This window comes from Bradyrhizobium sp. AZCC 1678, from assembly GCF_036924765.1.
Classification (GTDB): domain Bacteria; phylum Pseudomonadota; class Alphaproteobacteria; order Rhizobiales; family Xanthobacteraceae; genus Bradyrhizobium; species Bradyrhizobium algeriense.
On record NZ_JAZHSE010000001.1, the window covers coordinates 3,360,200 to 3,373,430 of the forward strand.

Annotated in this window: 11 protein-coding genes and 1 pseudogene; 6 read left to right on the forward strand and 6 right to left on the reverse strand. The window is 64.4% G+C overall.

Annotated elements, in window-relative coordinates; genetic code table 11:
• Nucleotides 1-189 precede the first annotated feature (189 nt).
• Nucleotides 190-735, forward strand: a complete 546-nt coding sequence (locus V1294_RS15835; RefSeq protein WP_334482273.1) for a sigma-70 family RNA polymerase sigma factor — start codon at nt 190-192, stop codon at nt 733-735.
• 2 nt (nt 736-737) lie between these two features.
• Nucleotides 738-1,376 (forward strand): DUF1109 domain-containing protein, encoded by a 639-nt coding sequence (locus V1294_RS15840; RefSeq protein ID WP_334498456.1) that lies wholly within the window; start codon nt 738-740, stop codon nt 1,374-1,376.
• A 118-nt stretch (nt 1,377-1,494) separates the two neighbouring features.
• On the opposite strand, the pseudogene V1294_RS15845 reads toward V1294_RS15840, so the two are convergent.
• Nucleotides 1,495-2,608, reverse strand: a pseudogene (locus tag V1294_RS15845) (DUF2336 domain-containing protein).
• Between the two features lie 63 nt (nt 2,609-2,671).
• Nucleotides 2,672-3,817 (reverse strand): GGDEF domain-containing protein, encoded by a 1,146-nt coding sequence (locus V1294_RS15850; protein ID WP_334498458.1) that lies wholly within the window; start codon nt 3,815-3,817, stop codon nt 2,672-2,674.
• Nucleotides 3,818-4,236: 419 nt separating this feature from the next.
• Here V1294_RS15850 and V1294_RS15855 point away from each other — a divergent pair, with 419 nt between their 5' ends.
• The 4 genes from V1294_RS15855 (at nt 4,237) to V1294_RS15870 (ending at nt 8,354) form a co-directional block, all read left to right on the forward strand.
• A complete protein-coding gene (locus tag V1294_RS15855; protein WP_334498460.1) occupies nt 4,237-4,806 on the forward strand; it encodes a sigma-70 family RNA polymerase sigma factor in 570 nt (189 codons plus the stop codon).
• On the forward strand, nt 4,803-5,516 hold the full coding sequence (locus V1294_RS15860) for a hypothetical protein (RefSeq protein ID WP_334482263.1): 714 nt from the start codon (nt 4,803-4,805) through the stop codon (nt 5,514-5,516). Before V1294_RS15855 ends, V1294_RS15860 begins: the two co-directional genes overlap by 4 nt.
• A 66-nt stretch (nt 5,517-5,582) precedes the next feature.
• Entirely contained in the window at nt 5,583-7,289 is a 1,707-nt protein-coding gene (locus V1294_RS15865; protein WP_442895341.1) for a S8 family serine peptidase, read from the forward strand.
• A gap of 552 nt (nt 7,290-7,841) precedes the next feature.
• Nucleotides 7,842-8,354, forward strand: coding sequence for a TIGR03809 family protein (locus V1294_RS15870; RefSeq protein ID WP_334498462.1), 513 nt, complete (start codon nt 7,842-7,844; stop codon nt 8,352-8,354).
• A gap of 24 nt (nt 8,355-8,378) precedes the next feature.
• Here V1294_RS15870 and V1294_RS15875 read toward each other — a convergent pair whose 3' ends face one another.
• The 4 genes from V1294_RS15875 to meaB form a co-directional block, all read right to left on the reverse strand.
• On the reverse strand, nt 8,379-9,749 hold the full coding sequence (locus V1294_RS15875) for a TIGR03808 family TAT-translocated repetitive protein (RefSeq protein WP_334498464.1): 1,371 nt from the start codon (nt 9,747-9,749) through the stop codon (nt 8,379-8,381).
• A 565-nt stretch (nt 9,750-10,314) separates the two neighbouring features.
• The gene (locus tag V1294_RS15880) at nt 10,315-11,478 is read right to left on the reverse strand and encodes an IS110 family transposase (protein WP_334498466.1); all 1,164 of its coding nucleotides are present in this window, start codon (nt 11,476-11,478) and stop codon (nt 10,315-10,317) included.
• Between the two features lie 79 nt (nt 11,479-11,557).
• Nucleotides 11,558-12,202 (reverse strand): pyroglutamyl-peptidase I, encoded by a 645-nt coding sequence (locus V1294_RS15885; protein ID WP_334498468.1) that lies wholly within the window; start codon nt 12,200-12,202, stop codon nt 11,558-11,560.
• The gene (gene meaB, locus V1294_RS15890) at nt 12,199-13,191 is read right to left on the reverse strand and encodes a methylmalonyl Co-A mutase-associated GTPase MeaB (protein WP_334482256.1); all 993 of its coding nucleotides are present in this window, start codon (nt 13,189-13,191) and stop codon (nt 12,199-12,201) included. Before meaB ends, V1294_RS15885 begins: the two co-directional genes overlap by 4 nt.
• Between the last annotated feature and the right edge of the window lie 40 nt (nt 13,192-13,231).

Here is a 13,231-nt window from a genome sequence, read left to right on the forward strand (position 1 = left end):
GATGCGAGCCTGTGCAATCGATGTTATGAGCCTGCCGTCCGCGCAGCCGGCCGTCCCGATTCCCGGATAGGGCGCGGGGCCGGATGGTGCTGGGCCTTCTGCGTCAAGACTTTCGATCACGACTTCGTGATCGGGTCGTCCTGATGTAACAAATTGAAAGATCGATCGAATTGCAGGGTAGGAGCGCTCTTGCGTGAACGGGATGACGAATGGACCGGCCTGATGCGGTCGGCCATTGCGGGCGACAGTGCGGCGTATCATCGCCTGCTCAAGGCCGTCACACCGGTGCTCCGGGCCGCGGCGCGCCGCGGTCTGGCGCGGGCAGGGCAACCGGTCGATCAATCCGAGGACATCGTGCAGGACATTTTGCTGGCGGTCCATCTCAAGCGGCACACCTGGGACGTTACCGCCCCGTTTGCCCCATGGCTGTTTGCGATCGCCCGCAACAAGCTGATCGATGCGTTGCGCCGCCGCGGCCGGCGCATTTTCGTCGACATTGACGATTTCGCCGAGACGCTGCCGGGCGAGGCGCCGGCCGAGACGGCGTCGGCGAGCGAGGTCGCCGCCCAGCTCCAGACGCTGCCGGCGCGGCAGCGCGACGTGTTGCAGTCGATCGCGGTCGACAGCGCCTCGATCAAGGATACGGCGGCGAAATTTTCGATGACGGAGGGCGCGGTGCGGGTGGCGTTGCATCGCGGCCTGACCAGCCTGACGGCGAAGTTACGGGAACAATGAGAATGGATACCGATCGTCTCATTCGAACGCTGGCGGCCGACAACGAGCACCGTGCGCGCCCGGTGGGATACGCGCTGATGCTGGCGCTGCTGGCCGCGGCGCCGGTCTCGCTGCTGATGTTCTTTACCGAACTCGGCGTCAGGCCCGACGTGATGATGGCGATGCGTAACCCGTTCTTCGACCTGAAATTCGCGGTGACGCTGGCGCTGGCGATTGCGGCGATTGCCGTCAGCCTGCATCTGTCGCGGCCCGAGGCCTCGCTGCGCGGATTTGGCTGGCTGCTGCTGGCGCCGGTGGGGATTTTGAGCGCGGCGATCGGCGGCGAGATGATGATGCCGCAGCGGCTTCCGATGATGACGCGGCTGGTCGGCAAGAACTCGTGGGTCTGTCTGACGGCGATCCCGCTGATGTCGCTGCCGCTGCTGGCCGGAGCGCTGCTCGGATTGCGTCATGGTGCCCCGTCGCGGCCGGCGGTCGCCGGCGCCATCGCCGGACTGTTGTCGGCGGGATTGGCGGCAACGCTCTACGCCTCACACTGTACCGATGATTCACCGCTGTTCGTCGCGACCTGGTACACGATCGCGACCGCGCTGGTGACCGCAATCGGCGCGCTCGCCGGAGCGAAGCTGCTCAGATACTAGGCGCCGGCAGCGGAGCGTAATCCGGGACCCTTTCGCTAGGGGCAGGAACCCCGGATTTCGCTGCGCTGCATCGGGGCTACTAAGCTGAATTCACGCCGTAGGCTCAGGTACTAGGCGCTCACGCCACCGGCGCGTTCTGTTGCATGCGGTGGAAGCGCAGCACCTGCTGCGCCGTCGACGGCCGCAACCGCTCATAGGTGTCCTGGCAGGCCATAAGATCGGCCGGCTCCGCGCCGGACAGCTTGTCGCGCATCTTGATGATGGTCTTGACCGTCGGCCACGACAACCCTGCGACCTTCGCCAGGATCATCACGCCTTCGGCCCGGCTTTCGATCATCATGTTCTCGGCGATCGCCACCGGCACGTTGGCGAGCGCCGCGATCGAGGCATTGGCCTCGTCGAATTTCCCGGCATCGGCAAACGACGCCACTTCGGATTCGTCGAGCCGGCCGTCCTCGTACAGGGACTTGACCCAGCGCGTGCGCAATCTCAGTGTCCCTGGTGATCGTCGAGGTCGCCGAGCGCGCGCGCCGCGTTGCCTCCCTGACCACGGTCGGCACCTCGGCTGCCTGCTGCGGGTTGGCGGCCTCCAGCCGCTGCCGCACCGTATCGGAGGCCTTGGCGAGCAGTTTCAGATAGAGATGCCGCGGCACGGACGGACGCAGGCCGATGCAGCTCGTGAGATTGTCGTCGCCTTCGGCGCGGCTGACGAGGCGGGTAAAGCCGCGCTCGGTGAACTCCGCGCCCGGATTGTTCACGGTCGACTGGATCACCTCGTCGTTGCCGCGCTGGACCAGCACGTCGGTGACCGCGCCGCTCAGGGTCCTGCGGGTCGAAATCGCCATCAAATGCGCCTGGCTCTTGCTGCGCGCATTCTCGATCAGGGTCTTGTCGTCGAGCCGCATCGACTGCGACAGCACGGGACCTGCCACCTCGATGACATCATCGAAAGCAAGCGCGCGGATGGTGAGCGGCGGGGCGGTGTCGACCGCGGCGAGACGGTTGGCCAGGAGCATCCTGGCCGAGGTTTCGATGTGGTCGATCAGGCACTGGAAGACGTCGTCGAACAGCCCGACCTGCTCGTCCGAATAGTCCACCGCGCCGTTGATGAAGAGATCGGTTACCCGGCGCAGGGTCTCTACCCGGCGAGCGACGGTTCCGTGCGCGAGCGTCGACTGCAGCTCATCGAGCAGACTTCCGGGAGAAGGGGACTTGGCGGCTTTCGAAATCATGACTCTGTCCTGGAGCAAAAGCTGGCGGCGTATTCTGCGCCGCCGGAGCTGAAATATGTCGGATCAGGCGCGGGTAATGCGGTTGCGTCCCTGCGCCTTGGCTGCGTAAAGCGCGCTGTCGGCGCGCGCGAGAAATAGGTCTGACGTCTCGTTCGGATTAAGCGTTGCAACGCCGGCCGACATCGTCACCTTCATGCCCGGCGAGAACGCGCTCCAGTCGAGATCGGCAATAATGGCGCGCAACCGGTCGAGCGCCCGCATGGCCTGGTCGGCGTCCATGTCGGGCAGCACCAGCAGGAATTCCTCGCCGCCATAGCGGCCGAACCGGTCGACGCTGCGGATGTTGGCGAACATGGTGATCGAGAATGTCCGCAGCACCTCGTCGCCGGTCGGATGGCCGTAGGCGTCGTTGATGCGTTTGAACCAGTCGAGGTCGATCAGCGCGATGGAGCAGGGCGATCCGCTGCGGGTCGCGCGGGCGATCTCCTCCTCCAGCATTCGCATGATGCAGCGCCGGTTGGACGCCCCCGTCAATTCGTCGAGCTCGGCAAGCTCCTCGATCCGCTTGTACGCCGCTTTCAGTTCGAAGCTGCGGTCGTAGAGCATCTTGCGCATGGTGCTGCCATACAGTCCCACGAAGGCGCACTGTCCGATCGTGAGGACAAAGGAAAGCATGGCCGCGACGCGTTCGGTCTGGGTGGTAATCGGCAAGCCGATCGGGGTGCTGCTGAAGAGGAAGATCGGCGCCAGGCCGATCATGGTGAGCGTCCAGGAGGTGATCGCCTGCCGCGAGGTCATTCGCAGCGCGCCGAACCCGAAAATGAGAAATACCACACTCAGGAAGGCAAATCCGATTTCAGGCGCCGCCAGCAGGAAACAGAGCTGAAGCGCGACGTGGCCGGCAACCTGGAAGATCGTCAGATAGTGGTCTTCGAACCGGTCGTTGAAGTTGGCTTCCGACAACACGACAAAGACCGAGACCAAGCCGATGCCGGAAAGGAAATAGGTCGACGGAATGACGATCGAGATGGTGCCGGCGTAGCAATAGGCCAGCAGCACCGAGGTGATGAGCGCATAGCTAACGACCTGGACGGCCAGCATGTGCCGGCGCTGGCCGACCCGGCGCTTCAATACCTCCGGCGGCAGTCGGACCGGCGCGGCCTTACTGTGGGAGCCTTGCCCCTGAAGCAATGAAGCCGCGCTGCTCATGTCCCGTCGCTATTGGAGGATACCCGACGAAACTTTAGGGAATAAAGCCTTTAGGTTTGGTATCTTTTGCAGTCGAATCGGGTCCGTTAAAACCCTGCCATTGCACTGTTTCGTAACGGAAATCTGCCGAATTCCGATAGCGCGAAACCCGCTTGCGCGGGAAACCTTTGTGCGTACGCAGATGCTGCCCCGCCGGCGAAGCCTTGCTAAGGTTGGGGCGGAGCGTCTTTAAGAAAGTTTTTCCGTATTATGGTACCAATTCTAGAGTTCAGCTCGTCTTTGCCGGGAAAATGGCCTGGTAACGTCCGTCTGTGCGGTAGGTCACACATGCGCTCCGGACATTGCCGTAATGTGAAGAATCTCACCTTTCACATCGAACCGCCGGCCTCTCCCGTCAGACCAACTTTGCGAGACGGCCATTGAACGCGGCACAGGCGGCTTCAGACGAAATTCTGATCGCTCGGATCGCTCAAGGCGACCGGCTCGCCATGCAGGTGCTTTACGGAAGGCACCATGTCAGGGTGTTCCGTTTCGGGCTTCGGCTCGTAAGGGATGAACAGATTGCGGAAGACCTCATCAGCGAGGTTTTTCTCGATGTGTGGCGTCAGGCCGGCAAGTTCGAAGGCCGATCCGCCGTTACCACGTGGCTGTTGGCGATTACGCGGTTCAAGGCCCTTTCGGCACTAAGGCGCCGCAAGGACGTTGGACTGGACGACGAGACTGCGAACGCGATCGAGGATACGTCCGACGATCCCGAAGTGGTGGTGCAGAAGAAGGATACGGGTGAAGCGTTGCGCAAGTGCCTGACGGCGCTTTCGCCAGATCATCGGGAGATCGTCGATCTCGTCTACTACCACGAGAAGTCCGTGGAAGAGGTGGCCGAAATCGTCGGAATTCCGGAGAACACCGTCAAGACGCGCCTGTTTTATGCGCGCAAGAAATTGGCCGAGTTGCTGAAGGCAGCCGGCATAGAGCGAGGTTGGCCATGATGGCGGCGAGCAAAAAAATGCTGGATCACGAGCCCAGCGAAATCGAGATGCTGTTGCCGTTCCACGCGGTCGGCACCTTGAGCGCGCGCGATGCACGCCGTGTCGAGGAAGCGCTCGCCGGCGATCCCGAGCTTGCCCGGCAATACGCCGTCATCCGCGAGGAATACGCCGAGACGATCAGCCTCAACGAGAGCCTCGGTGCGCCGTCCACGCGCGCCATGACGAAGCTGTTTGCCGCGATCGACGGAGAGCCCGTGCGCAAGCCATCGCTTTCGGTCAGCCTGTCCGCCCGGATATCTGAATTTTTCGCACGGTTGTCGCCGCGCACGCTGGCCTGGTCGGCGAGCCTCGGCGCCGTGGCGCTGTTGTTGCAGGCCGGCGTGATCGGCGCCGTGCTGATGAAGAACCAGACCGCTTCGTTCCAGACCGCCTCGCTCAGCCTGAACGAGCCGTCGTCAGCGCCCATCACCCGCGATCTTGCAGGTAGCGCCGCGCCGACGCGCGCGCTGGTGCGGTTTACGCCGGAAGCGCGCATCGCCGACATCACCGCGCTGCTCGACAACTACCAGGCCTCGATCGTTGACGGCGCCAAGGGCGGCATGTTCCGGCTGCAGTTCGGCAACAAGGCGATGAGCAAGGACGAAGCCGCCGGCCTGCTCGCCAGACTGCAGCGCGAGAAGATCGTCAGTCTTGCGGTGGCCACGCCGTAAGAATCTGCCGGCGCGCCGCCCCGGGAAGGCCGAGGTTCCATGGTTCACGATGGTCCGAATTGGCTGATGAAGACGCGCCGCGCGGCATTGATTTTGTCGGCGGCGCTTTTGCCATTGATGGCTTTCGCAGCCTCGGCGGTTCATGCGCAGGGCATCATGCGCACGCCCAATCTCAATGTCGGGGTGCGGACGCCTACCATCAATCCAACGATTACGCCGCGGATCAATCCCGGTATCGCGGCCCGGCCGAGTGTGAGCGCCGATCGCGTGGCGCGGACGCCGCCGTCCCGGATCGGCACCATGAGTTCGACTCTGCGAGTCCGCCCGGGGGCCGGCGTGCCGTCTACGCTGCCCCATGCGCGGTTTTCGCCCAATCTCTATCCGGCCTGCCAGAACGCGTTTCGCGGTCCCGACGGCGAATGCTTCGATCGTCCGGTTATGTCGGCCGGCGACGGCAACGGCAGCTCGGCCAAGAAGGGCAAGGGCGGGTCGCGCAATGACAACGCGCAGGTTGCGGTCAATACGCGCGCGGTCCAGAACGAGCTCGTCGCCGAAATCGACGGCGCATTGTCCACCGCCGAGGCGGACGAATTGGCGCGGCGTCATGGCCTGGAGCGCATTTCATCGCAGAGTTTCCCGCTGCTCGGCGGCACCGTCGGCCTGTTCCGCATCATCGATCGCCGTCCGGTGGACACCGTGCGCCGCGAACTCGCCGCCGACGGCAGCGTGCGCTCGGTGCAGCTCAATTTCCGTTACTTCCTGCAGGATCAGAAGAAGCCCGCGATCGAGGGCGACGCCGCGCAGTACGCCGTCGCCCAGCTTCGGCTGCCGCAGGCGCATGCGCTCGTGCGTGGCATGAACGTCACCATCGCGGTGATCGATTCAGGTGTCGACGTCAAACATCCCGAACTCGCCAATTCGGTCGCCGACAGTTTCGACGCGCTCGGCAGCAAGGAAGGTCCGCATGTCCACGGCACCGGCATTGCCGGCGCGATCGTCGCGCATGCTAAACTGATGGGTAGCGCGCCGGAGGCGAGGTTGCTCGCGATCCGCGCATTCGGCATGGGATCGAAGGGCGCGGAGAGCACGTCCTATGTGATCCTGAGGGGATTGGACTACGCGACCGAGCATGGCGCGCAAATCATCAACATGAGCTTTGCCGGCCCGAAGGATCCGCTGATCGAGCGGGGAATCGCCGCCACTGCGGCCCGCGGCATCCTGATGGTGGCTGCGGCCGGCAATGCCGGCGCCAAATCGCCGCCGCTCTATCCAGCGGCCAATCCGAACGTGATCGCGGTGAGCGGAACGGACGCGCAGCAAAAGCTGTTCGCGGCGTCCAACCGGGGTAACCACATCGCGATATCAGCTCCAGGCGCCGATATCTTCCTGCCGGCGCCGGATGAAAAATATCAGATCACGTCGGGCACCTCGTTCTCCGCCGCCTATGTCAGCGGCGTTGCGGCGCTGATGCTGGAACACAATCCTGCATTGAAACCTGGCGATGTTCGCGCGATCCTGACGAGGACCGCCCGCGATCTCGGCGCCCCTGGCCGCGACGATCAGTTCGGGGCAGGCGAGGCCGATGCCTTTGCGGCGGTCACCGCGGCGACCGCCCCGCCGGCAGTTCCGCTTGCCTCGGTTTCCGGCAAGCCTGCGGGAGAAAAAACGCCGGCGCCTGACGCGTCCGCCGATAACGCTTCCGTGAGCCGGGCGCTGAATGACTCTCAGCCATCGATGGCGGCGGACAAATCGGCCGCAAACGCCGCAAAATAGCCCGCTGCGCAGTGATTTTCCGGCAATCTCCCCGAACACAAGGTTAAAAAAATCGTCCGGCGTTTTGAACGTCCGACGAGGGTGCTGCGACTTATCTATGTGGGAGCGGTAATCCCTCCCCATCGGCTGTATTCGGCGCGAGCGCCCATCCACCCCAAGCGCCCCATATGGCTTGACCCGTCCGGTTGTCCCCCCGGACGGGTCTTTCATTTTCGGCACAGGTTTTGTTGGAAGAAGCCGCGTCGCGCGCGGCGCAGTCCCGGCTTTGCAGACCGCAAGCTCTCCGTCTGTTTGCGTGACGCCCTGATAATTCCCCGCGTGGCTTTCAGACGGATGATCGAGCGTACTTCGCAACACGGCCATGCTGCTGCGCAGCTTGACGGTGGATAGAGCTGACAACTCCGTATTTGTGCGGATTTCTTCGATCGCTGCGTGGCTCCGTAGCTCCACGTACTGGACAAGGAGAAAGTTTTCCACAGAATATACCTGTCACGTTTGATTGATTCGTTTCAGGTTGCGTCTTGCGTCCGTCTCTCTTTTACGGGCTGATTTATGGCACATCCTGCAGACGTGGCACGTGGCCGCAACATTGTTGCGCGCTGGTGCAACCTTGCCGAGCAGCGGCTGGAATACCTTACTGAACTGTTCGAGACCGGGCGCTGGCGCCGATATCACACGGAACTCGAATTTCTCGAAAACATCCAGGAAGCCAAGGCTGCTGTCGAAACCTGGCGCGACTTGTTGAACCGCGAAGCCTCGCTGGAAAACACCGCGATCGACCTGACCTGGCTCGGCCGCCGCCGCACGACGCCGCGGCTACTGACGCCGCTGCCGCGCGATGAAGGGTTCCGTCAGCCGGTTGTGCACCTGCAGCCGGCGCCGATTGCCGCAACGCCGCCGCGCGAAATTCCCGCGGATGTTCTGGTCGCGCTGGAAAGCCGGCTCGCCGTGGCGGACGAGGCGCCGTCCGTACCTGACGCGCCGGCGCTGGATGAGGTGCCGTTGCCCCCACTCGATTTCGACACGATGAAGGAACGCTATCCGCTGCTGCGCAACGCGCTGTAAAGCGGCGAGAGGGGCCGGCGCGAACTAGCGCCGCACCGCGTTGCCCCCGACCACCACCTGCGCGTAACGCTGCGCGCCTTCGGCCGACAGGTCGGTCGTGATGGTGCGCGCATGATCGAGGCCGACCACGGCGCCGCGCGGGGTTTCCGAAATCATGTTGTTGTTGACGAGCGCCGTCCCGGCGCCGGGCATTACCGACACGCCGACGCCGACAAAGGCGTTGCGGATCACGTTGCCTGTAATGGCGACGTCGCGCAGATACTTGCCCCAGCCGGCGATGATGCCGAACGAGGGCGCGTTCTCGATCACGTTGCCTGTCACCGTCGAGTCCGCCTCGACATAGATGCCGATTCCGGCATCGTCGTCTGGCGCGGTGCCGATCGGCCGCTTCGGCAGCAGGTTACGGATGATGTTGCCCTGCACGACGGCGATGCGGCCGCCCTCGTTGAAATTGCAGACGGAGACGCCGACGGCGGCGCCATCAACGGTGTTGTTGGCGATCACGGCGCCTTCGAACGCGAACTCCGAATAGAGCGCGACTTCGCGGACATTGCTGACGCTGTTGCCGGTGATCTGGATGTTCGAGGCCGAATTGCCGCGCACCGCAGAGTAGTCGCAATTCTTGATGCGGTTGCCGCGCACGATCACATTGCCGGCGCGGAACGCATTGATGGCGTTGCCATACTGCCCGGAGCCGCCGGGCCCGGCCTTGATGTCCTCGATGCGGTTGTCGAGAACGAGCGTGCCGTCGTCGCCGATCGACGTGCGCAGGATCTCGATGCCGTTGTCGTTGGTATCGATGATGGTGTTGCGCGAGACGACCAGGCCCAGCGCGTCGAACGATACAACTGCTGTTGTCGCGATCTTCCTGAAGATGTTGCCGGAGATGTCGCCGGAGACCTGCTCCAGCCAAATGCCGTTGCCGCCGCTGCCGATGACTTCGCAATCGGCGATGCGGATGTCGCGCCCGCCGAGGCAATGCACGAGCCCGCGCCGCTCCGGCAGCGGAATGCCGCCGCCATCGAAGGTGATGCCGGTCAGGCCGACACTGTTGGCGCCTTCGCCCTGCAGCATCGAAGGGCCGCCGTTGAATATGAGTTTGGTCGCGCCGCGCACGCCGACCAGTTGCGTGCCGCTTTGCAGGCGAAGCATGCCGGTGCGATAGACCCCCGGCGGCAGCGCCAGCGGCGCTTGCGCGCGCGCGGCTTCGTCGATCGCGCGTTGCAGTTTCGCGGTTTGATCGTCGGGGCTGCCGGGACGCACACCATACTGCGTGACGTCGCGCCCGAGCGCCGAGGCGGGCGGCGCCGCGCGCGCTGGCTCCGGCGACATCGCAAGTGCGGCGGCGACACCGGCGGCGGATGCTCCAATGAGATGGCGGCGATTCATATCCATGGTGGCCCTCGCGCAATGCAGATCGCGGCATTTGCATCTTCATAGGTATCGCGAAAATGCGGCCGGGCATGGTGAAGACCGGGAAGAAAGGCGGCGATTGTTCGGGGTAGGGTTAATGTTGGGTACGATGGCGGTCGGTAGGGTGGGCAAAGCGCAGCGTGCCCACCATTTCCATTTGGGGAGCGTAGTGGTGGGCACGCTGCGCTTTGCCCACCCTCATATGAGGCCTTTTGAGTCAAGCATCCCAACCGGGGCTTGGATGTGATTTTTTGCATTCGGCGGAGCGGCGGCGCGCGGAGCCATGCGTAGCGCAGCGTGCCGCCGCGGTCGGTGCGCTCAGGAACTGGCTTCCGGCGATTTATGCAGCAGCTCACTGCATCACCTCATATCCGGTCGGGCGGTTACAGCCCGGTACCCACATTCCGCATGCTTGCGGCGAGGAAGCCACGAGGATGAGACCCATCTACGAAGCGGCCTGTTGATTTGGCCCAAGGGTGGCACGGTCATCATCCATTCCGCGCTGACCGCGGCTGGTGCCGCGACGCTGACGCGTTGCTTGAAACGGTTACGGCTTTGTGGCCTTGAGCAGGGCTCCTTCGGGGACCAGGCCGGTTGTGAGATAGCGCCAGAGCGCCACCATCAGCTTGCGCGCCAAGGCCACGATGGCGATGCGCTTGTTGCGCTTGCTGGCGTTGTTGTGGGTGCGGCTGCGGAACCATCGGGTGAGCGCACTCTCCGGCTGATGCCGCAGCCACAGCCAGGAAAGTTCGATCGCGGCGCAGCGGGCGCGCGGGTTGCCCGCCTTGCTGATGCCCTGGTCGCGGTCGATCCCGCCGCTCTGCCACGGACTGGGCGTCAGCCCGAAATAGCTCGCGACCTCACGCCGGTTGCGGAAGTCCTTGTAGAACACCTCGCTGGCCAGCGTCGTCGCGAACGCCGGGCCGAGGCATTTGAGCCGGAGCAACAGTTCGCTGCGCTCCGCCATCTGCGCCGCCGCAGGTGCCGGATCCGCTTGAGCCTGTGCCTGTGCGAGCCCCTCGAGCTGTTCGCGTACCAGCATCAGCCGCGCGTGCTCGTACTTGATCTCCGCCAGCATCCGTGGCGGCACCGCCTGGCCCTGCCAATCCCGCTGCGTCGCCAGCCAGTTCAGCCAGTCGCGCCGGCGCGGGTTCCCGACCGCCATGCCCAACAGCCGCAGCAGCGCCTTGATCCGGCTGGTGTGCGCGGTCTGTTCCTTGATCAGCCGGCCGCGTTCGCGGCTGGCGCGGCGGGCGTCCTCTTGCTCCGGCGCAGGTACCCGCACGATCCGTACCACCTGCGGCTCACCGCGCAGATACGCCATCAGCGTCCGCAGCATCTTCTCGCCGTCGATCCGGTCGGTCTTCACCCGACGCGCCCGCTGATCCACCGCAATGCTCGCAGGGTCAAACACGTAGTTCGTGATCCCGGCCGCCATCAGAAGCCGGTGCAGCCAGAACCCGTCGTAGCCGGCCTCGTAGCAGCTCACCACCGCCGGAATGGCTCCCAGCGCCCGAGCCGCTCGGTCGCGCTCCCGACCGATCAGTGCCAGCAACTCGGCATGATCTCCTCCCTCCAACTTATGGCGGGACATCTTGCCTTTGTCCGGGCTGTGCAGCGTCACCAGCCAGCTCTTCTGACTCAGTTCGATTGCAACGAAAATTGTGCCACAATGGTCGACGGTGGGCGTGTCTACGGTCGATGCTTGCATCTGACTCTCCGATGGTTCGAGTGTGGAAACCCAAACCTACCGGAAAGGCCACGCTCACCGCCCCATGGAATCTACGAAGCTACGCAGCCCTTCGCGCCAGCCTTACCATTTCCAGCAGCATCGCCTCTCCGGCGTCGACCAGCTCCTCCAGCGTGATGCGCGGAAAACCCTTGCGCCTGACGGCGCCGCCGCGCGCAAGCGGCGGGATGTGGACGAAGGCGGCGAGGCGGGGGCCGTTGTCGGCATTGACGGCCTCGATCGCGCGCCAGCTCAAATAGTTGCAGAGATAGCTGCCGGCATCGCGCGAGGCGCGGGCATCGAGGCCGGTACCCTCAGCGGCACGCAGCAGTTTGGCGGTGTGCGGGCCGAATCTTTGCGCATCGGCGCCATCTGATATCGATCCCTTACGGGCGCGGGTTTGCGCGGCGTCGGGCCACAGCATGGTGATGGCATTGCGGGCGCGGGTCTCGACCCGGAGATATCCGGTGCGGCCGGCGAGGCCGAACATCAATATTGCGTGCGGTTGGTGCTTCTTCAGCGCCAGCGGCAGTTCGCGGTCGACCGCCTGATACGTCACGGGAAAGATGTGGCTGGACAGTTCGACGTTGGTGAAGGCAGGACGGCGCAGCCGAGTCAGACGCGCCACCAGCGGCTGCGTTGGATTGTAGGGCGCACCGGGAAACGGGCCGAAGCCAGTGACGAGAATGCGAAGTTTTTCGCTCACCGCAGCCACTCCGCGATTTGTTCGGCGGCGACCGCCGGCGTGACGCGGCCGTCGGCTACCTCGGCCTCGGTCTTCTTGACCTTGGCGCGGATCGCCGGATCGGCGCGCAGCCGGGCCATCATGCGTTGCTCCAGCATCGACCACATCCATTTCACCTGCTGCTCACGCCGCCGGCCCGCGAACTCGCCGGAGGCATTCATGGCGGTGCGGTGATCGAGAATCTTCTGCCACAACGCGTCCATGCCGGTGCCGGTCAGCGCCGAGTAAGTCAGGACCGGCGGATGCCAATGCTCCGAGCGGGGGCTCAGGATGTGTAGCGCGCCGCGATACTCGGCCGCCGCCAGATTGGCGCGCTTGACGTTGTCGCCGTCGGCCTTGTTGATCGCGATCATGTCGGCGAGTTCGACCAGGCCCTTCTTGATGCCCTGCAACTCATCGCCGGCGCCGGGCAGCATCAGGGCCAGGAAGAAATCGGTCATGTCGCAGACCGCGGTTTCGGACTGGCCGATGCCGACGGTCTCGACCAGCACGACGTCGAAGCCGGCGGCCTCGCAGAGCAGCATCGCCTCGCGAGTTTTCGCGGCGACCCCGCCGAGCGTGCCCGATGAAGGCGAGGGCCGGATGAAGGCGCTTTCGGAATTCGCCAGCCGCGCCATCCGCGTCTTGTCGCCAAGGATCGAGCCGCCGGTGCGGGCCGAGGAGGGGTCCACCGCCAGCACCGCGACCTTGTGGCCGCGCTCGATCAGGAACATGCCGAGCGCGTCGATGGTGGTGGATTTGCCGACGCCGGGCGAGCCGGTGATGCCGACACGGACCGCCTTGCCGGTGTCGGGCAGCAGCGCCTGCACCAGATCGCGGGCGGCAGCCTGATGATCGGAACGCCGGCTTTCGATCAGGGTGATCGCGCGCGCCAAGGCTGCGCGGTGGCCGGCGCGGAGTTCTTTGGCGAGTTTCCCGACATCGGGGGAAGGAATCTTCGGCAGGGTCATGGCTTGGTTTACAACGCCCGCGCCATGCAGGCGAGGGGGC

Coding starts and splice junctions, on each gene's coding strand:
- V1294_RS15840 (WP_334498456.1), top strand. CDS start 738: ATGGATACCGATCGTCTCATTCGAACGCTGGCGGCCGACAACGAGCAC.
- V1294_RS15850 (WP_334498458.1), bottom strand. CDS start 3,817: ATGAGCAGCGCGGCTTCATTGCTTCAGGGGCAAGGCTCCCACAGTAAG.
- V1294_RS15860 (WP_334482263.1), top strand. CDS start 4,803: ATGATGGCGGCGAGCAAAAAAATGCTGGATCACGAGCCCAGCGAAATC.
- V1294_RS15865 (WP_442895341.1), top strand. CDS start 5,583: ATGAAGACGCGCCGCGCGGCATTGATTTTGTCGGCGGCGCTTTTGCCA.
- V1294_RS15870 (WP_334498462.1), top strand. CDS start 7,842: ATGGCACATCCTGCAGACGTGGCACGTGGCCGCAACATTGTTGCGCGC.
- V1294_RS15875 (WP_334498464.1), bottom strand. CDS start 9,749: ATGGATATGAATCGCCGCCATCTCATTGGAGCATCCGCCGCCGGTGTC.
- V1294_RS15880 (WP_334498466.1), bottom strand. CDS start 11,478: ATGCAAGCATCGACCGTAGACACGCCCACCGTCGACCATTGTGGCACA.
- meaB (WP_334482256.1), bottom strand. CDS start 13,191: ATGACCCTGCCGAAGATTCCTTCCCCCGATGTCGGGAAACTCGCCAAA.